General features: G+C 63.1%; 19 protein-coding genes. 17 read left to right on the forward strand and 2 right to left on the reverse strand.

Going from position 1 to position 22,966, the window contains the following annotated elements; translation table 11 throughout:
• Window positions 1-102 precede the first annotated feature (102 nt).
• The 9 genes from ACF8SD_RS06105 to ACF8SD_RS06145 all read left to right on the forward strand — a co-directional run bounded on the left by ACF8SD_RS06105 (window position 103) and on the right by ACF8SD_RS06145 (window position 11,792).
• On the forward strand, window positions 103-819 hold the full coding sequence (locus ACF8SD_RS06105) for an SIMPL domain-containing protein (protein ID WP_009685157.1): 717 nt from the start codon (window positions 103-105) through the stop codon (window positions 817-819).
• Window positions 820-1,230: 411 nt separating this feature from the next.
• Window positions 1,231-2,856, forward strand: a complete 1,626-nt coding sequence (locus tag ACF8SD_RS06110) for an ABC transporter substrate-binding protein (RefSeq protein WP_173887670.1) — start codon at window positions 1,231-1,233, stop codon at window positions 2,854-2,856.
• A 145-nt stretch (window positions 2,857-3,001) separates the two neighbouring features.
• Complete coding sequence (locus tag ACF8SD_RS06115; protein WP_392484088.1) at window positions 3,002-4,594, forward strand: ABC transporter substrate-binding protein; 1,593 nt, start codon at window positions 3,002-3,004, stop codon at window positions 4,592-4,594.
• A 144-nt stretch (window positions 4,595-4,738) separates the two neighbouring features.
• Window positions 4,739-6,118 (forward strand): OprD family porin, encoded by a 1,380-nt coding sequence (locus ACF8SD_RS06120; RefSeq protein WP_173887668.1) that lies wholly within the window; start codon window positions 4,739-4,741, stop codon window positions 6,116-6,118.
• Between the two features lie 78 nt (window positions 6,119-6,196).
• A complete protein-coding gene (locus ACF8SD_RS06125; RefSeq protein ID WP_173887667.1) occupies window positions 6,197-7,807 on the forward strand; it encodes an ABC transporter substrate-binding protein in 1,611 nt (536 codons plus the stop codon).
• A gap of 90 nt (window positions 7,808-7,897) precedes the next feature.
• The gene (locus ACF8SD_RS06130) at window positions 7,898-8,908 is read left to right on the forward strand and encodes an ABC transporter permease subunit (RefSeq protein ID WP_009685151.1); all 1,011 of its coding nucleotides are present in this window, start codon (window positions 7,898-7,900) and stop codon (window positions 8,906-8,908) included.
• A 10-nt stretch (window positions 8,909-8,918) separates the two neighbouring features.
• A complete protein-coding gene (locus tag ACF8SD_RS06135) occupies window positions 8,919-9,845 on the forward strand; it encodes an ABC transporter permease subunit (RefSeq protein WP_009685150.1) in 927 nt (308 codons plus the stop codon).
• A 10-nt stretch (window positions 9,846-9,855) separates the two neighbouring features.
• Entirely contained in the window at window positions 9,856-10,824 is a 969-nt protein-coding gene (locus ACF8SD_RS06140; RefSeq protein WP_182388821.1) for an ABC transporter ATP-binding protein, read from the forward strand.
• Window positions 10,824-11,792 carry a peptide ABC transporter ATP-binding protein gene (locus ACF8SD_RS06145; RefSeq protein ID WP_054881444.1) on the forward strand — a complete coding sequence of 323 codons (969 nt, stop codon included), beginning with the start codon at window positions 10,824-10,826 and terminating at the stop codon, window positions 11,790-11,792. The genes ACF8SD_RS06140 and ACF8SD_RS06145 overlap by 1 nt, the downstream gene beginning before the upstream one ends.
• Window positions 11,793-12,109: 317 nt before the next feature.
• On the opposite strand, the gene ACF8SD_RS06150 is transcribed toward ACF8SD_RS06145, so the two are convergent.
• The gene (locus ACF8SD_RS06150) at window positions 12,110-13,009 is read right to left on the reverse strand and encodes a hypothetical protein (RefSeq protein ID WP_047150133.1); all 900 of its coding nucleotides are present in this window, start codon (window positions 13,007-13,009) and stop codon (window positions 12,110-12,112) included.
• A 211-nt stretch (window positions 13,010-13,220) separates the two neighbouring features.
• Between ACF8SD_RS06150 and ACF8SD_RS06155 the strand changes: the two genes are divergently transcribed.
• The 4 genes from ACF8SD_RS06155 to ACF8SD_RS06170 all read left to right on the forward strand — a co-directional run bounded on the left by ACF8SD_RS06155 (window position 13,221) and on the right by ACF8SD_RS06170 (window position 16,997).
• A complete protein-coding gene (locus ACF8SD_RS06155; protein WP_173887663.1) occupies window positions 13,221-14,021 on the forward strand; it encodes a nuclear transport factor 2 family protein in 801 nt (266 codons plus the stop codon).
• A 64-nt stretch (window positions 14,022-14,085) separates the two neighbouring features.
• On the forward strand, window positions 14,086-15,492 hold the full coding sequence (locus ACF8SD_RS06160; protein ID WP_392484089.1) for an NAD(P)/FAD-dependent oxidoreductase: 1,407 nt from the start codon (window positions 14,086-14,088) through the stop codon (window positions 15,490-15,492).
• A gap of 31 nt (window positions 15,493-15,523) precedes the next feature.
• Window positions 15,524-15,865: a cupin domain-containing protein gene (locus ACF8SD_RS06165; protein WP_009685143.1), complete on the forward strand. Its 342-nt coding sequence runs from the start codon at window positions 15,524-15,526 to the stop codon at window positions 15,863-15,865.
• Window positions 15,866-15,917: 52 nt separating this feature from the next.
• Entirely contained in the window at window positions 15,918-16,997 is a 1,080-nt protein-coding gene (locus ACF8SD_RS06170; protein WP_054890027.1) for a polyamine ABC transporter substrate-binding protein, read from the forward strand.
• A 132-nt stretch (window positions 16,998-17,129) separates the two neighbouring features.
• Here the strand turns inward: ACF8SD_RS06170 and ACF8SD_RS06175 are convergent, their stop codons facing one another.
• On the reverse strand, window positions 17,130-18,713 hold the full coding sequence (locus ACF8SD_RS06175) for a peptide chain release factor 3 (protein WP_003248481.1): 1,584 nt from the start codon (window positions 18,711-18,713) through the stop codon (window positions 17,130-17,132).
• 557 nt (window positions 18,714-19,270) lie between these two features.
• On the opposite strand from ACF8SD_RS06175, the gene ACF8SD_RS06180 reads away from it, so the two are divergent.
• From ACF8SD_RS06180 to ACF8SD_RS06195, 4 genes are read left to right on the forward strand one after another with little or no spacing between them, the layout of a single operon-like run.
• The gene (locus ACF8SD_RS06180; RefSeq protein WP_009685140.1) at window positions 19,271-19,984 is read left to right on the forward strand and encodes an ABC transporter permease; all 714 of its coding nucleotides are present in this window, start codon (window positions 19,271-19,273) and stop codon (window positions 19,982-19,984) included.
• Window positions 19,985-19,997: 13 nt separating this feature from the next.
• Window positions 19,998-20,912, forward strand: a complete 915-nt coding sequence (locus ACF8SD_RS06185) for a glycine betaine ABC transporter substrate-binding protein (RefSeq protein WP_173887659.1) — start codon at window positions 19,998-20,000, stop codon at window positions 20,910-20,912.
• Window positions 20,909-21,562, forward strand: a complete 654-nt coding sequence (locus tag ACF8SD_RS06190; protein WP_029885069.1) for an ABC transporter permease — start codon at window positions 20,909-20,911, stop codon at window positions 21,560-21,562. The genes ACF8SD_RS06185 and ACF8SD_RS06190 overlap by 4 nt, the downstream gene beginning before the upstream one ends.
• Window positions 21,559-22,716, forward strand: coding sequence for a betaine/proline/choline family ABC transporter ATP-binding protein (locus tag ACF8SD_RS06195; RefSeq protein WP_110680044.1), 1,158 nt, complete (start codon window positions 21,559-21,561; stop codon window positions 22,714-22,716). The genes ACF8SD_RS06190 and ACF8SD_RS06195 overlap by 4 nt, the downstream gene beginning before the upstream one ends.
• The last annotated feature ends 250 nt before the right edge of the window (window positions 22,717-22,966 follow it).

A 22,966-nucleotide genomic window follows, 5' to 3' on the forward strand; every position in this document is an offset into this window, starting at 1 on the left:
TCATGATGGCACTGTTGAACCCACTACACTGATGCCGGTCTGATAGGCCATGCGTGGCATGGATGACCAGCGCCCACGCCTTTTATTGCCAAGGAGTACCACATGCACATTCCACGTCACGGCGCCGCCCTGATCATGTCTTGCGGCCTGCTCGCCAGCCTGCCGGCACTGGCGGCCGATGAACCGCGCTACAACCAGGTATCGCTGCGCGCCGAGGTCAGCAAAGAAGTGGCGCGCGACCTGATGGTCGTGACCTTGTATAGCGAAGCGCAGAACAGCGACCCCGGCAAGCTCGCCAAGCAGATCACCGAAACCATGAACAAGGCCGTGCAGCAGTCGCGCCAGGTCAAGGATGTGAAGATCAGCCAGGGCAGCCGCAACAGCTACCCCGTTTACGACAGCAAAGGCCAGAAGATCACCGGCTGGCGTGAACGCGCCGAGCTGCGCCTGGAAAGCGCCGATTTCCCGGCCCTCTCGCAACTGACCGCCGACCTGCTGCAAGAGCTGAAAATGGGTGGCATGGACTTCTCCATCGCGCCGGCCACGCGCAAGTCCAGCGAAGACGAGCTGCTCAAGGATGCCGTCGATGCGTTCAAGGCACGTGCACAACTGGCCACGCAAGCCTTGGGCGGCACAGGCTACAAAGTGGTCAGCCTGAACCTGAACAGCAGCGGCTACCCACGGCCGTACCTGCGCAGCGCCCCCATGGCCATGAAGGCCATGAGCGCAGATGAAGCGGCGCCGGCGCCGGACATCGAAGCCGGTACCAGCGAGGTGAGCATGAATGCTGATGGGTTGATTGAAGTGCAGATGCCTTAAGCAACTAACAGCGGTATGCGCGGCCTGGGAGCGCGCCGGGCCGGGGGCGCCCCCTGGGGTAGCTGTGTGCTGCACGGGGGGCCGCTGCGCGCGGCCCATCGCGACGCAAGGCCGCTCCTACAGGGGCCGTGTGGGGGCTGAAAAAAGCGTTTCAGACCTTTCTTACGCACCGTTCAGGTGCATCCTACAAAATTCCTGCCTAGAAACACCTCGAAAAAAGCCATCATTTTGCCCACGCAAACGTTTAACTTCGCCGAAAGTTATAGCGATGCGACATCCATGTACGTTCGTGCCACATTCCCGGCGCCAACTATCCTTGTACCTGTTGCATTGGGAACATCCCCTGCATAAGTATCCGCAGGTCGGCTCACGAGGCCACCTCACTCGAAAAATGACAAAAATGAGGCCACCATGCTCAAACACGCAGTCATACCGTTCCTGCTCGGTGCAGGCTTGCTCACCGGTGCTCCGTCGGCACTTGCCGCGTCCAACCTGGTGTTCTGCTCCGAAGGCAGCCCGGCCGGCTTCGATCCAGGGCAGTACACCACCGGCACCGACTTCGACGCCTCGGCCGAAACCGTCTTCAACCGCCTGACGCAGTTCGAACGCGGCGGCACTGCAGTGATACCCGGCCTGGCCACCCGCTGGGACGTGTCCGACGATGGCAAGACCTACACCTTCCACCTGCGCGAGGGGGTGAAGTTCCACACCACCGACTACTTCAAGCCGACCCGCCCGTTCAACGCCGACGACGTGCTGTTCACCTTCAACCGCATGCTCGACAAGGACCACCCCTTCCGCAAGGCCTACCCGACCGAGTTCCCGTACTTCACCGACATGGGCATGGACAAGAACATCGCCAAGCTGGAGAAGCTTGACGAGCACACCGTCAAGTTCACCCTCAACGAGGTCGATGCAGCGTTCATCCAGAACCTGGCCATGAGCTTCGCCTCGATCCAGTCCGCAGAATACGCCGACCAGTTGCTCAAGAACGGCAAGGCCGCCGACATCAACCAGAAGCCGATCGGCACCGGCCCGTTTGTGTTCAGCAAGTACCAAAAGGACGCGCAGATCCGCTTCAAGGGCAACAAAGACTACTGGAAGCCCGAGGACGTGAAGATCGACAACCTGATCTTCGCCATCACCACCGACGCCTCGGTGCGCATGCAGAAGCTGAAAAAGAACGAATGCCAGGTCACCCTGTTCCCACGCCCGGCCGACATCGAGCCGCTGAAGGCCGACAAGAACCTGCAGATGCCCCAGCAGGCCGGCTTCAACCTGGGTTACATCGCCTATAACGTGATGGACCAGATCAAGGGCAGCAACCAGCCCAACCCCATGGCCCAGCTGAAAGTGCGCCAGGCGCTGGACATGGCCGTGGACAAGAAGCGCATCATCGAGTCGGTCTACCAGGGCGCCGGCCAGCTGGCGGTCAACGCCATGCCGCCCACCCAATGGTCGTATGACACCAGCATCAAGGACGCACCGTTCGACCCGGAAAAAGCCAAACAACTGCTCAAGGAAGCCGGCATCAAGGAAGGCACCGAAATCACCCTGTGGGCCATGCCCGTGCAGCGCCCGTACAACCCCAATGCCAAGCTGATGGCCGAAATGCTGCAGTCCGACTGGGCCAAGATCGGCATCAAGGCGAAAATTGTCAGCTATGAGTGGGGCGAGTACATCAAGCGCTCCAAAGCCGGCGAACAGGGCGCCATGCTGATTGGCTGGAGCGGCGACAACGGTGACCCGGACAACTGGTTAGGCACCCTCTACGGCTGCGATGCCATTGACGGCAACAACTTCTCCAAGTGGTGCTACAAGCCCTACGACAGCCTGATCAAACAGGCCAAGGCCACCTCCGACCAAGCCAAGCGCACCGAGCTGTACCAGCAGGCACAGCACATCCTCAAGGAGCAGGTGCCGATCACCCCGATCGCCCACTCCACCGTCTACCAGCCGATGAGCGTCAAGGTGAAGGACTTCAAGATCAGCCCGTTCGCGCTGAACGCCTTCTACGGCGTCAGCGTGGACAAATAGGGTAGCCCCGGCACCCGCCAGGCGGTGGGTGCCCTCCCCTCCAATCACTGATTTCTGTCGGCCTGCAGCTATCCGCTGCGGGGTCGGCACACTGTTGCCGCCATTCGTACCCGTAGGCGGTGCAAACAGAGGAAAAGGACTTGCCATGCGCCACGCCACCCGACTTGCTGCCCTGCTGGCCCTGGGCCTGATCAGCCAGGCCCCCCACCTGTACGCCAACAGCCTGGTGTTCTGCTCCGAAGGCAGCCCTGCCGGTTTCGACACCGCCCAGTACACCACCGCCACCGACAACGACGCCGCCGAACCGATCTACAACCGCCTGGTCGAGTTCGAACGTGGCGGCACCGCCGTGCACCCTGCCCTGGCTACCCGCTGGGAGGTGTCCGACGACGGCTTGAGCTATACCTTCCACCTGCGTGAAGGGGTCAGGTTCCACAGCAACAAGGCCTTCACGCCCAGCCGCGACTTCAATGCCGACGACGTGCTGTTCACCTTCAACCGCATGCTCGACAAAGCCCACCCGTTCCGCCAGGCCTACCCCACCGAGTTCCCCTATTTCATCAGCATGGGCCTGGACAAGAACATCGCCCGGGTCGAGAAACGCGACCCGCTGACCGTGGTGTTCACCCTGAACGCGGTGGATGCCGCATTCATTCAGAACCTGGCCATGAGCTTCGCCTCGATCCTCTCTGCCGAGTACGCCGAGCAATTGCTGGCCAGCGGGCGTGCCAGTGACATCAACCAGCAGCCGATCGGCACCGGCCCGTTCGTGTTCCAGCGCTACCAGAAGGACTCGCAGATACGCTACAAGGGCAACAAGGCTTACTGGGCCCCCGAGCAGGTCAAGCTCGACAACCTGGTGTTCTCGATCAACGTAGACCCCTCGGTGCGCATCCAGAAACTGCGCCGCAACGAATGCCAGGTCACCCTGCACCCGCGCCCCGCCGACCTGCCGGCCCTTCGCGCCGACAGCCAACTGCAGGTGCTGCAGCAGCCGGGCTTCAACCTCGGCTACATCGCCTACAACACCCGCCATGCACCGTTCGACCGCCTGGCAGTACGCCAGGCGCTGGACATGGCGGTGAACAAGCAAGCCATTATCCAGGCGGTGTACCAGGACGCCGGCCAGCTGGCAGTCAACGCCATGCCACCGACCCAATGGTCCTACGACAACAGCCTCAAGGATGCCCCTTACAACCCGGAAAAGGCCCGCCAACTGCTGCGCCAGGCCGGCGTAGCGCCAGGTACCGAGGTCACCCTGTGGGCCATGCCGGTGCAGCGCCCGTACAACCCCAACGCCAAGCTGATGGCCGAAATGCTGCAGGCCGACTGGAACAAACTCGGCCTCAAGGTGCGCATCGTCAGCTACGAGTGGGGCGAATACGTAAAGCGCATGAAAAACGGCGAGCACGACATCGCCCTGATCGGTTGGACCGGTGACAACGGCGACCCCGACAACTGGCTGGGCACCCTCTACAGCTGTGCCGCCATTGGCAGCAACAACTACTCGCAGTGGTGCGATCCGCAGTACGACAGCCTGGTCATGCAGGCCAAGCGCGTGAGCGACCCGGCGCAACGCAGCGCCCTGTACCAGCAGGCACAGCAGCGCCTCAAGCAGCAGGTGCCGATCACCCCGGTGGCCCATTCCACCGTCAACCAGCCGCTCAGCGTCAAGGTTTCCCAATTCAAGGTCAGCCCGTTTGGGCGCAATGATTTCTCCGGTGTGAGTGTTGACTGATTGCCAACCTGCACCGGCCGCTTCGCCGGTAAAAGCAACAGCGTTCGGATCAAGCCCGGCAACCCCGCGGCAACCCTGGCAACACCGCAGCAAGCACCCGGCCCACAAGGCCGGCCATAACTAGAAAAGAAAGGGAGCTTCAACTTGAAACTATTCACCTTGAGCGCACTGGCCTTATCCATCAGTGCAGTGACCACCGTGGCCCAGGCTGACCCGCAAAGCCAGGCGTTCATTCCCATCACCCTCAAGAGCACCAGCGAGCAAGCCCAGGCCAGCGGTTTCGTCGAGGGGCAGAACCTGTCCGGCAGCACCCGTAACTGGTACGCCCGCGAACGCGCGGCGCGCGCCCCCCTGTGGAAGTACTACAAGAATGACGGCACCCGCCACGACACGCACAGCCGTGAGAACTGGGTGCAGGGCACCATCCTCAACTACAGCTCCGGCTTTACCGAAGGCACCGTCGGCATCGCCGTCGAGGCCGCCGGCTACAATGCCATTGCGCTGCAGCAGAGCCGCCAGGCCGTAGCCGGCCCCAACAACCGCACCCTCACCCACAGCGACGGCGACCCCATTGGCCAGTGGAGCAAGCTGGGCCTGGGCAACATCAAGGCACGCGTGTCCAACACCACCCTCACCCTGGGGCGGCAGTCGGTGGACACGCCCATGATCGCCTACATCGGCAACCGTGCCCTGCCGTCGAGCTTCCAGGGCGTGTTCCTGCACAGCGCCGAGTTCGACAACCTCAACTTCGACCTGGGCACCTTCGACCGCGTTTCGCCGCGCACCGAGCAAAGCCTCAGCAAGTTCCGCAGCGAGTACAGCGCCACTGGCGTGGAAACCGACCGTGCCAGCACTGCCGGCATCAACTACCAGCCGTTCAAGAGCCTGAGCACCAGCCTGTACGCCACCAAAGTCGATGACTTCTGGAACCAGTACTACTTCGGCGCCAACCATGTGCTTGGCGACAGTGCGGTGCTCAGCCTGACCACTGGCCTGAACTACTACAAGACAGTCGACGCCGGCAGCCAGAAGATGGGCAAGATCGATAACGACACCTACAGCCTGTCGTTCGGCCTGACCCACCAGGCGCACACCCTCAGCGCTTCGTGGCAGCAGGTCAACGGCAACGAATACTTCGACTACCTGCACGAAACCAACGGCATCTACCTGGCCAACTCGTTGCTGTCGGACTTCAACGGCCCGAACGAGAAGTCCTTGCAGATTTCCTACGTGCTGAACATGGCGCCCTACGGCGTGCCAGGCTTGAAGTTCAACCTGTACAACGCCCGTGGCTGGGGCATCGATGGCACCCACTACCGTGGCACGGCCTATGACGTAAGGGGCCTGGATGGCGAAACCCATTACGAGTGGGGCATCGGCACCAGCTACGCGGTGCAGAGCGGGCCGCTGAAGGACACCAGTATCCGCGCCACCTACACCACGCACCGCGCCAGTAAAGCGCAGGCCGATGGCAGCCTGGACGAGTTCCGCCTGGTCACCACCATTCCATTCAACATTCTCTGACCGTTTGCGCCACGGCCCGCTGCACGGCGGGCCTTGGCGGCTACGCTGGAATCAATGCACGCAGGGAGTCTTCAACCCATGCACAGAGTTTTCATCAAGTCGCGACCGCTACGCCTGGCGCTGGCTGCGCTGGTGCTCGGCAGTGCCACGCAACTGGCGGCCAAGCCGCTGGTGGTCTGCACCGAAGCCAGCCCGGAGGGCTTCGACGTGGTCCAGTACACCACCGGCGTCACCTTCGATGCGTCCTCTGAAACACTGTTCAACCGCCTGGTGGACTTCAAACCCGGAACCACCGACATCGAGCCGGCCCTGGCCGAGCGCTGGGACATTTCAGCAGACGGCCTGACCTATACCTTTCACCTGCGCAAGGGCGTGAAGTTCCACAGCACCGACTACTTCACACCCACCCGCGAATTCAACGCCGACGATGTGCTGTGGAGCCTGCGGCGCCAGCTGGACCCGGCGCACCCGTGGCACGACAAGACCAGCGTCGGCTACCCGTACTTCGAGAGCATGGCCTTCAGCCAGTTGCTCAAGGCGGTGGACAAGACCGACGAGCATACCGTGGTGATCACCCTCACCCGCCCCGAAGCACCGTTCCTGCATGACATGGCCATGGGCTTCACCTCTATCTATTCGGCAGAATACGGCGACCAGTTGCTCAAAGCCGGCAAGGCCGCCGAGCTGAACAGCAAACCCATCGGCACCGGGCCGTTCATCTTTCAGCGCTACAACAAGGACGCCCAGGTCCGCTTCAAACCCAACCCCGACTACTTCCGCGGCAAACCGCCGGCCGACGCCCTGATCTTCGCCATTGCCACCGACAGCAATGTGCGCCTGCAGAAATTGCGCGCCAACGAGTGCCAGGTGGCGCTGTACCCCAAGCCGGACGACGTGCCGTCGATCAAGGCCGACCGCACCCTCAGGGTGGCCGAGACCGAAGCGCTGGTGACCGGCTACGTTGCCATGAACACCCAGCACAAGTACCTCAGCGACGTGCGCGTGCGTAAAGCCATCAACATGGCGTTCGACCGCCAGACCCACGTCGACCAGTTGTTCGGCAAAGGTAATGCCTTGGTCGGGGTGAACCCCTACCCGCCCAGCATGATGGGCTTCAACCCGGCCAACCAGAACCCGCCGCGTGACCTTGCCAAGGCGCGGGCCCTGCTCAAGGAGGCGGGTGTGCCGGAGGGCACCGTCATCACCCTGTTCACCCGCAACGGCGGTGGCATGACCAACCCCAACCCGCGCCTATCGGCCGAGATGCTGCAGGCCGACCTCGGCCAGATCGGCCTGAAGCTGGATATCCGTGTGATGGAGTGGGCCGAGATGCTGCGCCGCGCCAAGCGCGGTGAAGCCGACCTGGTGTCCACCGGCTGGGCGGGCGACAACGGCGACCCGGACAACTTCCTCACCCCCCTGCTCAGTTGCGAGGCGGCCAAGACCGGCGAGAACTATGCGCGCTGGTGCAACCCTAAGTTCCAGGAGCTGATCAGCCGAGCCCGCGAGGTGGTCGACAACGACGAACGGGCAAGGCTCTATAGCGAGGCATTGAAGGTGTACGATGACGACCAACCGTGGATCAGCATGGCCCACCCGAAGATGTTCACCGCCATGCGTGACAATGTAGAGGGCTACGTGATCAGCCCTCTGGCCAAAAACAACTTCGCCACCACCCGGGTGAAGTAGAACAACGACGACCGCCGGCGCCCAGCAGGGAACCGGCGGCACTGCCGTAGCGTGCTGCTGGCCGTACGGTCTGATGAGGTAACCCCGACAATGTTGAGTTTTATTGCCCGGCGCCTTGGCCTGCTGATACCGACCTTTTTCGGCATCACGTTGCTGACTTTCGCGCTCATACGCCTGATCCCCGGCGACCCGGTGGAAGTGATGATGGGCGAGCGCAGGGTCGACCCCGAAATGCATGCCCAGGCCATGGAGCGCCTGGGCTTGAACAAACCCCTGCCGGTCCAGTACCTGGACTATGTCGGCAAGCTGGCCCAGGGCGACCTGGGTGAATCGCTGCGCACCCGCGAAAGCGTGTGGCGCGAGTTCCTGACCCTGTTCCCGGCCACCCTGGAACTGGCCTTTGCCGCACTGTTGTTCGCTGGCGTGGTCGGCCTGCTGGCCGGGGTGATCGCGGCGCTCAAACGCGGCTCGCTGTTCGACCACGGGGTAATGGGCATATCCCTGGCGGGCTATTCGATGCCGATCTTCTGGTGGGGCCTGATCCTGATCATGTTCTTCTCCGTGAGCCTGGGCTGGACCCCGGTGTCCGGGCGCATCGACCTGCTCTACGACATCGAGCCGAAAACCGGCTTCATGCTGATCGATACCCTGCTCAGCGATGAGGAAGGCTCATTCAAGGACGCGGTGATGCACCTGATTCTGCCTGCCATCGTGCTCGGCACCATCCCGCTGGCGGTAATCGCGCGCATGACCCGCTCATCGATGCTTGAAGTGCTGCGCGAAGACTACATCCGCACAGCCCGTGCCAAAGGCCTGTCGCCGGCCCGGGTGGTGTTCGTGCATGGCCTGCGCAACGCATTGATCCCGGTGCTCACCGTGTTCGGCCTGCAGGTCGGCACGCTGTTGGCCGGTGCGGTGCTGACCGAAACCATCTTCTCCTGGCCGGGCATCGGCAAATGGCTGATCGAAGCCATCGGCGCCCGTGACTACCCCGTGGTCCAGAACGGCATCCTGCTGATCGCCTGCCTGGTAATCCTGGTCAACTTCGTCGTGGACATTCTCTACGGCCTGGCCAACCCACGTATCCGTCATCAGCGCTGAGGCCCTTGCCATGACTAGCCCGATTCCGAAATCCGTGTCGCCGGCCAGCCCGGTGGACCAGAGCCTGCTCTACCCTTCGCCGTACAAAGAATTCTGGCAAGCCTTCGCGCGCAACAAGGGCGCGGTAATGGGCCTGGCGTTCATGTGCCTGGTGGTGTTCTGCGCGCTGTTCGCGCCTTGGGTCGCCCCCCATGACCCCAGCGAGCAGTACCGCGACTTCCTGCTGACCCCACCGGTGTGGCTGGAAGGCGGCACCTGGCAGTTCATCCTTGGCACCGACGAACTTGGCCGCGACCTGCTTTCACGCCTGATCCAGGGCGCGCGGCTGTCGCTGCTGATCGGCCTGTCCTCGGTGGTGATGTCGCTGATCCCGGGCATCCTGCTGGGCCTGCTGGCCGGGTTCTTCCCGCAACTGCTGGGCCCGTCGATCATGCGCCTGATGGACGTGATGCTGGCCCTGCCGTCGCTGCTGCTGGCGGTGGCGATCGTCGCCATTCTTGGCCCAGGCCTGATCAACACGGTGATCGCCATCGCCATCGTGTCGCTGCCCTCTTACGTGCGCCTGACCCGCGCCGCCGTGATGGGCGAGCTGAACCGCGACTACGTCACGGCCGCACGCCTGGCCGGCGCCGGCTTGCCACGCCTGATGTTCGTCACGGTGCTGCCCAACTGCATGGCACCGTTGATCGTGCAGGCCACCTTGAGTTTTTCCTCGGCGATCCTCGACGCCGCCGCCCTGGGCTTCCTTGGCCTGGGCGTGCAGCCGCCCACCCCCGAGTGGGGCACCATGCTGGCTTCGGCGCGTGACTACATCGAGCGTGCCTGGTGGGTGGTGAGCCTGCCCGGCCTGACCATTCTGCTCAGTGTGTTGGCAATCAACCTGATGGGCGACGGCCTGCGCGATGCGCTGGACCCGAAACTCAAGAACGCCGCCTGAGGAGAACGCCATGTCACTGTTACAGATCAACAACCTGAACGTGCGCTTCGGCGACGCCACTGCCGTACCGGTGGTCGATGGCCTGGACCTGGCGGTGGACGCCGGCGAGATCCTGGCGATCGTCGGCGAGTCCGGCTCGGGTAAATCGGTCACCATGATGGCCCTGATGGGCCTGATCGATGCGCCTGGGCGCATTACCGCCGACGCCCTCACCTTCGACGGCACCGACATGCTCAAGCTCAGCGGCCGGCAACGGCGCAAGGTGGTGGGCAAGGACATCGCCATGGTCTTCCAGGACCCGATGACCGCACTGAACCCCAGTTACACGGTAGGTTTCCAGATCGAGGAGGTGCTGCGCCAACACTTGGGCCTGAAGGGCAAGGCGGCGCGCCAACGTGCCCTTGAGCTATTGAAAAAGGTCGAGATCCCGGCGGCGGAAAGCCGCCTGGATGCCTACCCGCACCAGTTGTCCGGCGGCATGAGCCAACGTGTGGCGATTGCCATGGCGATTGCCGGCGAACCCAAGCTGCTGATCGCCGACGAGCCCACCACCGCGCTGGACGTGACGATCCAGGCGCAGATCATGGAGCTGCTGGTGAACCTGCAGAAAGAGCGCAACATGGCGCTGATCCTCATCACCCACGACCTTGCCGTGGTCGCCGAAACGGCCAGGCGGGTGTGCGTGATGTATGCCGGCCAGGCGGTGGAAGTTGGCCAGGTTCCAGAGCTGTTCGACCTGCCGGCCCACCCTTACAGCGAAGCCCTGCTGGCGGCCATCCCCGAACACAGCCTTGGCGCCGAACGCCTGGCCACCCTGCCGGGCATCGTGCCTGGCCGCTACGACCGCCCCGTGGGCTGCCTGCTATCGCCGCGCTGCCCTTATGTACAGGACGACTGCCGGCGCCAGCGCCCGCCCCTCGACCCTCAGGCGCACAGCCTGGTGCGTTGCTTCTACCCGCTGAACCAGGAGGTGGCGTAATGGCCGTGGTTCTGACTGCCCGGGAATTGACCCGGCATTACGAAGTATCCCGCGGGCTGTTCAAAGGCCACGCACTGGTCCGCGCGCTCAACGGCGTGTCGTTCGAGCTGGAGGCCGGCAAGACCCTGGCGGTGGTGGGTGAGTCTGGCTGCGGCAAGTCGACCCTGGCCCGCGCCCTGACATTGATCGAAGAGCCGTCTTCCGGCTCCCTGCAAATTGCCGGCACCGAAGTCACTGGCGCCAGCAAGGCCCAGCGCAAGCAACTGCGCCGCGACGTGCAGATGGTATTCCAGAGCCCCTACGCTTCGCTCAACCCGCGGCAGAAGATTGGCGACCAGTTGGCCGAACCTTTGCTGATCAACACCTCGCTGAGCAAGGCCGAACGGCGAGACAAGGTGCAGAAGATGATGGAGCAGGTCGGCCTGCGCCCCGAGCATTATCAGCGCTACCCGCACATGTTCTCTGGCGGCCAGCGCCAGCGCATCGCCCTGGCCCGGGCGATGATGCTGCAGCCCAAGGTACTGGTGGCAGACGAACCGACCTCGGCGCTGGACGTGTCGATCCAGGCACAGGTACTGAACCTGTTCATGGACTTGCAGAAGGAGTTCAACACCGCCTACGTGTTCATCTCGCACAACCTGGCGGTGGTGCGGCACGTGGCCGACCAGGTGCTGGTGATGTACCTGGGAAGGCCTGCGGAAATGGGGCCCAAGGAGGACATCTACGAGAAGCCGCTGCACCCGTACACCCAAGCACTGCTGTCAGCGACACCGGCGATTCATCCCGACCCGTTGAAGCCGAAAATCAGAATTGCCGGGGAGTTGCCCAACCCGCTGAACCCACCGAACGGCTGCGCCTTCCACAAGCGCTGCCCACATGCCACTGAGCGCTGCGCCAAGGACGTGCCGGCGTTCAGGCAAGTCGGTACGCGGCAAGTGGCCTGTCATTACGCGGAGCAGTTTCTTTAATCAGTTGCCAGAGCGGCCTGCGCTGGCGTGAGGTTCACGCGACCTCTGCAGAAGCGGCCTCGCGCCGCGATGGGCCGCACCGCGGCCCCAGCCGCTCAATGCATGAAAATCCAAATCAGGATAATCACCGGTATCGGCACGCCGATCATCCACAGCAATATCGAGCGCATGTTCAACCTCCGTCAATGGTGGCAATAGCAAAGGGCGGCCTGGGCCGCCCTTTGCTGTCAGTGCATGAACAGTGCAATCAGGATGATCACGGGAATCGGTACTCCAAGCATCCACAGCAATATCGAGCGCATGGTAATTCTCCTTGCTTAACGTTGAACGGTGCGGGTAGTGACGTAGTCGCCTTCCAGCCACTGCACGCGGTCGCGCAGGCGACCGCCATACAGGGCCGCGACGCTGGCGATGAAGGCGCCGCACAGCAACGCGACGAAGGTCCACAGGGCAGTCCAGGCAGCTACCTTGGCGGCAGTATCGGCGGCTTGCTTGGCATCGGTTTTCAGCTGTTGCACCTGAGCCATTACCTGGTCCACACGGGCTTCGGCTTCGGCCTGGGTCAGTCGGGTACGCTGCGCCACCAACTGGGCCAGGTAGGTACGGTCCTCAGGAGGCAGTGCGCCGTCCCCGGCAATGCCCTTGGCCAGAATGCGCGCGGCAACCCCATTGGCAGCGTCTTCGCTGACTGGCGCCGGGCCGTCACCGCGGAACAGGCTGTCGACGAAGTACCCCATCGAATCATTGTTGCTGCCGGTAGCCGCCGATGCACCTGCGGCAGCAGACACCGTGGCCGCTTGCGACGCAGCGCTGGCCCCGGCACCTACCAGGTTGCCCGCCGCGCCCAGCACCAGCATGGCGGCGACCAGGGTGGCAACTGCCCACGACAGGAAGCCATGCGCGGTATCGCGGAAGTACACCTCGTCACCGTGCAGGTTCGCCCACTTCACCCGCAGCCGGCCGGCAATGTAGCCGCCCATGCCCGATGCGATGATCTGCGTGAGCAGCAGCCAGACAATGGTAGAAACGCCCAGGGCTTTGGCACTCGCCCCTTCGTCAGCCCAAGGCGAGGTGGCGGCGAAGCCCAACCCCGCGCCCAGTACCACAAGGATGAGGGAAACGGATGCGGCAGCAGCCGCGCCAGCGAAGATCGCCGCCCAGGAAACACCTGAACGGCTTTGCGTATCGACAGCGGGGTAGTCGGCAGAGGTGATCATGATGTGTGCGCCTTATGTTGTTAGCGAGAATTCCATTCGCGCAGTAACCTTTGCAGTAGCTGTGCCAGCTGTGACAAAAAATGACGCCCATATAAATCAGTGGCTTAGCTCGCTAGCCGCCAGCTGGACCGTGCAAAATGCGCGAAACCGCCCTGTCCATCAGGTGTTCTGCATTCTTGTGATGGCCTGGCCGGCAAGGCATGATCCAGCCATGACGCTCCCCGATGACCCCGCCCAGACTCCACTCACCGCCGAGACCGTGCTGCGCTACCACCTGTGCTGGAAGCACCGTGACCTCGACGGCGTGATGGCGCTTTATCACCCCGATGTCCACTATCACGACTTCTTCCAGAACCGCGTGCTGGGCTATCGCGAACTGCGCGACTACGTGCGCGCCTGCCTACCCCACGAAGCCGGCGAGGACATCGTCCACAGCGACCGTATCCGCGTCGATGGCTGCACCGCGTTCATCCAGTACCAGGTTACGGTGCAGGGCGGCGATGGCCTGGTGGCGTTTCAGTCCAGCGAAGCAATTACCGTGAGGGACGGCCTGATCTGGCGGGTCAACGAATACGCCACCCTGGTGCGCCAGCACGGCAACACCGCGGGCACCGGCGGCGCGCGGCCAGCCACCAGCCGCCTGGGCCTGTCACCGCGGCAGCTGTCGACCATGGCCCAGGACCTGGAACACTATTTTCAGCGCCAGCGCCCCTACCTGGACCCTGAACTGGATCTGCAGCAGGTTGCCGATGCCAGTGGCTACAGCCGTAACCAGATTTCCTACCTGCTGAACCAGGTGCTTGGGCAAAGCTTCTACCGCTACGTCAACCAGGCCCGCCTGCAGCACCTGATGGCCAGCCTTGATGACAACAGCGCCGGAACACCCATCGATGACCTGGCGTTCAACGCTGGCTTCAATTCGCTGTCGGCGTTCTACAAGTGCTTCCGTGAACACACCGGGCTCACACCCAAGGCCTACCTGAAGCAAATTTCCCTGCGTGCACGCACGTAAGACAGCCGCCCACTCGCCCGACTAGGATCGGCCACAGACCTTGACGGACGTGGAGCCGAACCCGATGCAACCCCTGCGCACGCTCAGCCTGTGGATGGACCAGCTCGACGAGCCGCTGTGCGCCCGCCCGGCCCTGCGCGACGACCTGGACGCGGATGTGTGCATCATCGGCGCGGGCTACACCGGGCTATGGACCGCCTACTACCTCAAGCGCCAGGCACCCCAGCTGAACATTGCGCTGATCGATGCCAACATCGCCGGCTTCGGCGCCTCTGGGCGCAACGGTGGCTGGCTGATGGGCAACCTGCTCGGCGAGGACCGCCTGCTCGCCAGCCTGTCACCGCAGCAGCGCCGCGACAGCATCGACCTGCTGCACGGAATTCCGGACGAGGTGCACAGCGTGCTGCAGCGCGAAAGCATCGACTGCCACTACCGCAAAGGCGGCGTACTGTATTGCGCCGCGCGCTACCCGGAACAGGAGCGCAGCCTGCGCGCCTACCTCGACGACCTGTACCGCCAGGGCATGACCGAAGACGACTACCGTTGGTTGCGCCCCGAACAGCTGGACGCGCAGCTACGGGTCAGCAACGCCTATGGCGCGATCTACAGCCCGCACACGGCGACCATCCAGCCGGCCATGCTCGCCCGTGGCCTGGCCCGGGCACTGGAAGCGCTGGGCGTGCCGATCTACGAAAACACCCCAGCCATCGACTGGCAACCGGGTGAGGTGCGTACACCGCTGGCGCGCATTCGCTGCCAATGGGTGGTGCCCGCCGTGGAAGGCTACGCCGCCAGCCTGCCACCGCTGGGCAAACACCAACTGCCGGTGCAGAGCCTGCTGGTGGCCACCGAACCACTCCCCGAGGCGACCTGGGAACAGATCGGCCTGAGCCAGGGCCAAGCCTTCAGCGAAAGCAGCCGCCAGGTCACCTATGGCCAGCGCACGGCCGACAACCGGCTGGTATTCGGCGCCCGGGGCGGGTACCGCTTCGGCGGCCGCCTGCGTGAAAACTTCAACCTCGACGAACATGAAATCGAGCTGCGCCGCTACCTGTTCAGCGAACTCTTCCCACAGCTAAAGCATGCGCGTATCACCCATTCGTGGGGTGGCAACCTTGGCATGGCGCGGCGCTTCCGCCCACACATGCTCTGCGACCGCCAGCGCGGCATCGCCCTGGCCGGCGGTTACGGCGGCGAAGGCGTTGGCGCCACCAACCTGGGCGGGCGGACCCTGGCGGCACTGATCCTCAACCAGCACAACGCGCTGACGGCGCAACCGTGGGTGCTCGACAACCGCCCGGTTTCAAGCCTGGCCAGCTGGCCCCCCGAGCCCTGCCGCTGGCTGGGCTACAACGCAATCATCCAGAGCTTCGTCCACGAGGACCGGACCCTCGCCAACCCCGCCAGCGCGCCTTGGAGGCGGCGCCTGGCCAGCTCGCTCGCGGACTTCATGGAAGGCTTCATGCACTGATTCCCTTTCCCCAACACAGGATCCACCGGTCATGCGCATCACCCAGTTCAAGAATACCGACAGCGTCGCACTGGCTAGCGCCAGCCCGGTAGCGGTGCCGCTCGGCGAACCCGTGGCGGTGGCTTCGGTCACCAGCGTGGAACGCGACGACGGCGTCGAAACCGGTATCTGGGAGTGCACCCCCGGGCGTTGGCGGCGGCAGATCGTGCAACAGGAGTTCTGCCATTTCATCAAGGGCCGCTGCACCTTCACCCCCGACGGTGGCGAGCCCCTGCTTATAGAAGCCGGAGACGCATTGATGCTACCGGCCAATAGCACCGGCACCTGGGACATCCAGGAGACCGTACGCAAGACCTACGTACTGATTTTCTGATCCGCTGATCGCCTGCCTTCGATAACAACAGACAAAGCAAGGTAACCCCGACATGCGCACACGCCTTCTTGCACCCTTGATGCTGGCCGCCAGTGTGGCCAGTGCCGCCGAAACGGTGAAAATCTACAACTGGTCCAGCTACGTGGCACCCGACACGCTGAAAAATTTCCAGCAAGCCACTGGCATCGTGCCCACCTACGACGTGTATGACAGCAACGAAACCCTCGACGGCAAGCTGATGACCGGCAACTCCGGCTACGACGTGGTGTTCCCCTCCAACCACTTCATGGCCCGGCAGATCCAGGGCAAGGCCTTGAAACGCCTGGACAAGTCGCAGCTGCCCAACTGGCAGAACCTCAACCCGGTGCTGCTCAAGGCGCTGGAGGTGAATGACCCGGGCAACCAGTACGGTTTCCCCTACCTGTGGGGCAGCACCGGAATCGGCTACAACATCGACAAGGTCAAGGCGGTACTGGGCGACAACGCGCCGCTGGACTCGTGGGACCTGATCTTCAAGCCCGAGTACATGAGCAAGCTGAAAAGCTGCGGTGTAGCGGTGCTGGACAACGGCCCCGAGCTGCTGCCAATTGCCCTGCACTACCTGGGCCTGCCGCACCACAGCCAGAACCCGGCAGACTACGACAAGGCCAAGGCGCTATTGATGCAGGTACGGCCCTACATCAGCTACTTCCACTCCTCGAAATACACCGGCGACCTGGCCAACGGCGATGTCTGCGTAGTGGTGGGCTTCTCGGGGGATGTGCTGCAGGCGAAGAACCGCGCCGAAGAGGCGCACAACGGCGTCAAGGTGGGCTATTCGATACCCAAGGAAGGCGCGCCCTTGTGGTTCGACATGGTGGCCATGCCGGCCGATGCACCAGATGAAAAGGCTGGCTATGCCTACATGAACTACCTGCTGCAGCCGGAGGTGATGGCCAACATCAGCAACCATGTGCAGTATGCCAACGGCAACCTCAAGGCGGACGGCCTGGTAGACCCTGCGCTGAAAGGCAATGCGATGATTTACCCGAGCGAGGCCGTGATGGGCAAGCTGTATGCGCTGGAGGCGATGCCGGCCAAGATCGACCGTATCAGGACGCGGATCTGGACCAGTATCAAGGCCGGGAATTGAAATGGGGCCGCTTTGCGGCCCTTCGCGGGCACGCCCGCTCCCACAGGGATATCACCAGAGCTGAGGGCAGTGATAGCCTTGTGGGAGCGGGCGTGCACGCGAAGGGCTGCAAAGCAGCCCCAAATCCAATAGTCAGTGGTGCTCGCGGGTAGCGCGGAACTTGATGTCCGGCCAGCGTTCTTCCATCAGCGCCAGGTTGACCCGGGTCGGCGCCAGGTAAGTGAGGTGGCCGCCACCATCGATGGCCAGGTTTTCCATGGCCTTGGTCTGGAATTCCTCGAGCTTCTTCTTGTCGTCGCAGCTGATCCAGCGGGCCGACCATACGGTGATCGGCTCGTAGGCGCACTCGACCTTGTACTCTTCCTTCAGGCGGCTGGCGACCACGTCGAACTGCAGCACACCGACCGCACCCAGGATGATGTCGTTGCTGCGCTCCGGGAAGAACACCTGCGTGGCACCCTCTTCCGCCAGCTGCTGCAAGCCCTGGCGCAGCTGCTTGGACTTCAGCGGGTCTTTCAGGCGCACACGGCGGAACAGCTCCGGGGCGAAGTGCGGGATACCGGTAAAGCCCAGGGCCTCGCCTTCGGTGAAGGTGTCACCGATCTGGATGGTGCCGTGGTTGTGCAGGCCGATGATGTCGCCGGCAAAGGCCTCTTCCAGTTGCTCACGCTCGGAGGAGAAGAAGGTCAGCGCATCGCCGATACGCAGGTCCTTGTTCAGGCGCACGTGGCGCATCTTCATGCCCTTTTCGTACTTGCCCGAGCAGATGCGCATGAACGCGATACGGTCGCGGTGTTTCGGGTCCATGTTCGCCTGGATCTTGAACACGAAACCGGTGAACTTCTCTTCGACCGGTTCTACGGTACGTTCGTGGGCCACACGCCCCAGCGGCCGCGGCGCCCAGTCGACCACCGCGTCGAGCACGTGGTCGACACCGAAGTTACCGAGTGCCGTACCGAAGAACACCGGGGTCAGCTGGCCATTGATGAACTCTTCCTGGTTGAACTCGTGGCAAGCACCCTGCACCAGCTCCAGTTGCTCGACGAACGAATCGTATTGGTCACCCAGGTGGGCACGGGCCTCGTCGGAGTCCAGTTTCTGGATGATCTTGGCCTCGGTGCGCTCATGGCCGTGGCCAGGGGTGTACACCACGATGTAGTCACCGGTGAGGTGGTACACGCCCTTGAAGTCACGGTAGCAACCGATCGGCCAGGTGATCGGCGCGGCCTTGATCTTCAGAACCGCCTCGATCTCGTCGAGCAGTTCGATCGGGTCGCGGATGTCACGGTCGAGTTTGTTGATGAAGCTGACGATGGGCGTGTCGCGCAGGCGGCAGACGTCCATCAGGGCGATGGTCCGCGGCTCTACACCTTTACCGCCGTCCAGCACCATCAGCGCCGAGTCCACTGCAGTCAGGGTGCGGTAGGTGTCTTCGGAAAAGTCTTCGTGGCCGGGGGTGTCGAGCAGGTTGATCATGTGCTCGCGGTACGGGAACTGCATCACCGAGGTGGTGATGGAGATGCCGCGCTGTTTCTCCATTTCCATCCAGTCGGAGGTGGCATGGCGGTCGGACTTGCGCGACTTCACGGTACCGGCGACGGCAATGGCCTTGCCCATCAGCAGCAGCTTTTCGGTGATGGTGGTTTTACCGGCGTCGGGGTGGGAAATGATTGCGAAAGTGCGGCGCTTCGCGACTTCGGCGGCCTGGTTGGTCATGGGAAATCGCCTGACTGGGGGATTTGAAAGGGGCGGTATCATACCTGAAGTTGGGCGGGGACCAAAATCTGCTGATTGAGAGGTTGCAGGTCCGGCCCTATCGCCGGCAAGCCAGCTCCCACAGGTACTGCACAGTACCCCAGCCCTGTGTAATACCTGTGGGAGCTGGCTTGCCAGCGATAGGGCCAGCACTGCCCCAGCAGATTCACCACACAATCGCTTTATCACGACAAATAGCCGCAGGGCAGTTATTTCAACGCCTGCAGCGCGTTAAGCCGCTGTTTTCTCTCGCCAGATTTGCATTCCCCCAGTGATTAACGCTGGCCAAATGCCGCCTCAAATGGGAACCTTTAGGGCCTTGGAGACGTCCACTCCCCTGCAACCCGCTTCGGTTGAGGGCTGGTTTCATCAGCATTTTCGGGCCCGACGGGGTTCGGCTCATGGCCAGATCGCAGCCTTCGGTTTGCATCTGGCTGCTACTCGCGAACACACCACCCGCCGCCACCCCTGGCCGGCAACCAAGAAGTGTGCTCGCCGACAACACAAGGAGTCTGCCTGTGGCTAAACGCTACGGTAAAGGGCTGTTGGGATGGGCCGCCGTGCTCGTCATCCTGGCCCTGCTGGTCCACTGGATCGGCATCGACACGATCGCGCGGTATCGCGACGATCTTGGGTTCTACCTGCAAGCGCACCTGGTACTGGTGCTGGCTTCGATGGCGGCGGCACTGGCCGTGGGCATCCCCGCCGGCATTGCGCTCAGTCGGCCGCACCGGGTCGACAAAGCCGAGCGCTTCATGCAGTTCTTCAACGTTGGCAATACCATCCCCCCCCTGGCCGTTCTGGCCATCGCCCTGAGTATCCTGGGCATCGGCGCCGGGCCGGCGATCTTCGCACTGTTCCTCGCCTCCCTCCTGCCCATCGTGCGCAACACCTACGAAGGCCTGAAAAACGTCCCCGCCTCGCTCAAGGAAGCCGCCACGGGCATTGGCATGACCCCACGCCAGCAACTGTGGCAGGTCGAGCTGCCCAACGCCGTGCCAATCATTGTCGGCGGTGTTCGCGTGGCCCTGGCCTTGAACGTGGGCACCGCACCGCTGGCATTCTTGATTGGCGCCAATAGCCTGGGCAGCCTGATCTTCCCCGGCATCGCCCTGAACAACCAGCCCCAGCTGCTGCTGGGGGCCGCCTGTACCGCACTGCTGGCCCTGCTACTGGACGCGGCGGTGAGTTTCTCCAGCAAGCGCTGGCTGGAACGTGGCCTGGCCCACTAAGGATAGGGAACGCATGAAGAAAACAATCGCCTTGCTGCTGGGCGCGGCCCTGCTGTTCGCAGGATTTGCCCAGGCAGCGGAAAAGCCCCAGATCCGCATCGGCGCGCGGGTGTTCACCGAACAGACCGTACTGGCCGAAATCACCGCGCAGTACCTGCGTGCCAACGGTTTCGACGTGCGCGTCACCACCGGCCTGGGTAGCAACATCGCGCGCCAGGCCCAGGAAACCGGCCAGCTCGACCTGATGTGGGAATACACCGGCGTATCGCTGGTGTCGTACAACCACATCGAAGAACGCATGCCCAGCGCCGCAGCCACCTACGCCAAGGTCAAGGCGCTGGACGCGAAAAAGGGCCTGGTCTGGCTGACCCCGTCGAAGTTCAGCAACACCTACGCCTTGGGCCTGCCCAAGCAAGTGGCCGAGGCCTATCCGCAGGTCAACAGCATCAGCGACCTCAACCAGGTACTGCGTGACGAAACCGAGCGCAAGCACCTGGTGGCACTGGACACCGAGTTCGCCAACCGCCCCGATGGCCTGGTCGGCCTGAAAGCGATGTACGACCTGCAACTGGGCCGCGCCAACATCCGCCAGATGGACGCGGGCCTGGTCTACACCGCCATGCGCAACAACCAGGTGTTCGCCGGCCTGGTGTACACCACCGATGGCCGCCTGAGCGCCTTCAACCTGAAGCTGCTGGAAGACGACAAGCACTACTTCCCTGACTACACGGCCGCGCCGGTGGTGCGCAAGGCCGTGCTCGACGCCAACCCGCAGCTGGCGGGGCTGCTCAAGCCGCTGGCCGAGCAACTGGACGATGAAACCATGCGCCAGCTCAACGCCAAGGTCGATGTCGAGCACCAGAACCCGACCGCCGTGGCCGCCGCCTTCCTGCGCGATCACCCACTGACCAGCGAGGGCCAGCCATGAACCTGATCGATACCTTCAACCACCTCGACTGGGCCCAGGTACTGAACCTGACCGGCCAACACATCATGCTGGTCGGTGTGGCCGTGGGCCTGGCGATTCTGGTGGGCGTGCCGCTGGGCATCCTCATGACCCGCTTCCCGGCCCTGGCCGGCCCGCTGCAGGCCAGCGCCACGGTACTGCTGACCATCCCGTCGATCGCCCTGTTCGGCCTTTTGCTGCCGCTTTACTCCAAATTCGGCCAAGGCCTCGGGCCGCTCCCGGCGATTACCGCCGTGTTCCTGTATTCGCTGTTGCCGATCATGCGCAACACCTACCTGGCCCTGACCAATGTCGAACCCGGCATCCGCGAAGCCGCGCGCGGCATCGGCATGACCTTCGGCCAGCGCCTGCGCATGGTCGAGCTGCCCATCGCCGTACCGGTGATCCTCGCCGGCGTGCGTACCGCCGTGGTGATGAACATCGGCGTCATGACCATTGCCGCCACCATCGGCGCCGGCGGCCTTGGCGTGCTGATCCTGACCTCCATCAGCCGCAGCGACATGTCGATGCTGCTGGTCGGCGCGGTACTGGTCAGCCTGCTGGCCATCATCGCCGACCTGCTGCTGCAAACCCTGCAACGTGCCCTGACTCCAGAAGGACTGCGCTCATGATCGAACTGAAGAACCTCAGCAAAACCTTCAACGTCAACGGCAAGGACGTCAAAGCCGTCGACGCGGTAAGCCTCACCGTCAACGAAGGGGAAATCTGCGTGTTCCTCGGCCCATCGGGCTGCGGCAAAAGCACCACGCTGAAAATGATCAACCGTCTGATCACGCCAACCTCGGGCCAGGTGTTCATCAATGGCGAGGACACCACCGGGCTCGACGAAGTGACCCTGCGCCGCCACATCGGTTACGTGATCCAGCAGATCGGCCTGTTTCCCAACATGACCATCGAAGAGAACATCACCGTGGTGCCGCGCCTGCTCGGCTGGGACAAGCAGAAATGCCACGAGCGTGCCCGCGAACTGATGCACATGATCAAGCTCGAGCCCAAACAGTACCTGCAACGCTACCCGCGCGAGCTTTCCGGTGGCCAGCAACAGCGTATCGGCGTGATCCGCGCGCTGGCGGCCGATGCGCCGGTGCTGTTGATGGACGAACCGTTCGGCGCGGTCGACCCGATCAACCGTGAAATGATCCAGAACGAATTCTTCGAAATGCAACGGGCGCTGAACAAGACCGTGATCATGGTCAGCCACGACATCGACGAAGCGATCAAGCTTGGCGACAAGATTGCCATCTTCCGTGCCGGCAAGTTGCTGCAGCTGGACCACCCGGACACCCTGCTGGCGCACCCGGCAGACGAGTTCGTGAGCAACTTCGTAGGCCAGGACAGCACCCTCAAGCGCCTGCTGCTGGTGCGCGCCGAAGATGCGGCAGACAACGCCCCGGCGGTCAGCCCGGAAACGCCGGTAAGCGATGCGCTGGAACTGCTCGACGAGCACGACCGCCGCTACGTGGTGGTCACCGACGCGCAGAACAAGGCCCTGGGCTATGTACGCCGGCGGGACATGCACCGCCAGCAGGGCACCTGTGGTGACTTCCTGCGCCAGTTCAACGCCACCGCCTCGCACGACGAGCACCTGCGCATCCTGCTGTCGCGCATGTACGAGTTCAACCGGGCGTGGCTGCCGGTGCTGGATGCCGAGCAGGTGTTCCTCGGCGAGGTGACCCAGGAGTCGATTGCGGCGTACCTGAGTTCCGGCCGCTCACGCGGCGCCAAGACCAGCATCGTCTCCCCGGCCGAGGCGGTGGCATCGTGAGGAGCGCTGCCCACTGATGCGCAGCAAGGTGCGCATACGGGTTTCCCGCACCTGAAACGTCGCATCCGTTGGTCGGTAACAAAAAATTTATGCGCGATTTTCGGTACGTAGGTACCAGAAAAGCGTGGCCATAAATATGAACACCTGCGGTGCCATCGGCCATCAGGCTGCTGCCACAGGGTAGGTCAAAACCCTGTAGCAGCGGCTTCACCCGCACATGGGCCGGCGTGGTCCATTCCACAATTTTTTA

This window comes from Pseudomonas sp. CJQ_9, assembly GCF_043106615.1.
Classification (GTDB): domain Bacteria; phylum Pseudomonadota; class Gammaproteobacteria; order Pseudomonadales; family Pseudomonadaceae; genus Aquipseudomonas; species Aquipseudomonas juntendi.

Bases quoted from the DNA above. Each gene is read 5' to 3' on its own strand.
- ACF8SD_RS06175 (WP_003248481.1), bottom strand. From the start codon at position 18,713: ATGACCAACCAGGCCGCCGAAGTCGCGAAGCGCCGCACTTTCGCAATC.
- ACF8SD_RS06110 (WP_173887670.1), top strand. From the start codon at position 1,231: ATGCTCAAACACGCAGTCATACCGTTCCTGCTCGGTGCAGGCTTGCTC.
- ACF8SD_RS06150 (WP_047150133.1), bottom strand. From the start codon at position 13,009: ATGATCACCTCTGCCGACTACCCCGCTGTCGATACGCAAAGCCGTTCA.
- ACF8SD_RS06145 (WP_054881444.1), top strand. From the start codon at position 10,824: ATGGCCGTGGTTCTGACTGCCCGGGAATTGACCCGGCATTACGAAGTA.
- ACF8SD_RS06125 (WP_173887667.1), top strand. From the start codon at position 6,197: ATGCACAGAGTTTTCATCAAGTCGCGACCGCTACGCCTGGCGCTGGCT.
- ACF8SD_RS06160 (WP_392484089.1), top strand. From the start codon at position 14,086: ATGCAACCCCTGCGCACGCTCAGCCTGTGGATGGACCAGCTCGACGAG.
- ACF8SD_RS06170 (WP_054890027.1), top strand. From the start codon at position 15,918: ATGCGCACACGCCTTCTTGCACCCTTGATGCTGGCCGCCAGTGTGGCC.
- ACF8SD_RS06165 (WP_009685143.1), top strand. From the start codon at position 15,524: ATGCGCATCACCCAGTTCAAGAATACCGACAGCGTCGCACTGGCTAGC.
- ACF8SD_RS06185 (WP_173887659.1), top strand. From the start codon at position 19,998: ATGAAGAAAACAATCGCCTTGCTGCTGGGCGCGGCCCTGCTGTTCGCA.
- ACF8SD_RS06195 (WP_110680044.1), top strand. From the start codon at position 21,559: ATGATCGAACTGAAGAACCTCAGCAAAACCTTCAACGTCAACGGCAAG.
- ACF8SD_RS06155 (WP_173887663.1), top strand. From the start codon at position 13,221: ATGACGCTCCCCGATGACCCCGCCCAGACTCCACTCACCGCCGAGACC.
- ACF8SD_RS06115 (WP_392484088.1), top strand. From the start codon at position 3,002: ATGCGCCACGCCACCCGACTTGCTGCCCTGCTGGCCCTGGGCCTGATC.
- ACF8SD_RS06190 (WP_029885069.1), top strand. From the start codon at position 20,909: ATGAACCTGATCGATACCTTCAACCACCTCGACTGGGCCCAGGTACTG.
- ACF8SD_RS06105 (WP_009685157.1), top strand. From the start codon at position 103: ATGCACATTCCACGTCACGGCGCCGCCCTGATCATGTCTTGCGGCCTG.
- ACF8SD_RS06130 (WP_009685151.1), top strand. From the start codon at position 7,898: ATGTTGAGTTTTATTGCCCGGCGCCTTGGCCTGCTGATACCGACCTTT.
- ACF8SD_RS06135 (WP_009685150.1), top strand. From the start codon at position 8,919: ATGACTAGCCCGATTCCGAAATCCGTGTCGCCGGCCAGCCCGGTGGAC.
- ACF8SD_RS06140 (WP_182388821.1), top strand. From the start codon at position 9,856: ATGTCACTGTTACAGATCAACAACCTGAACGTGCGCTTCGGCGACGCC.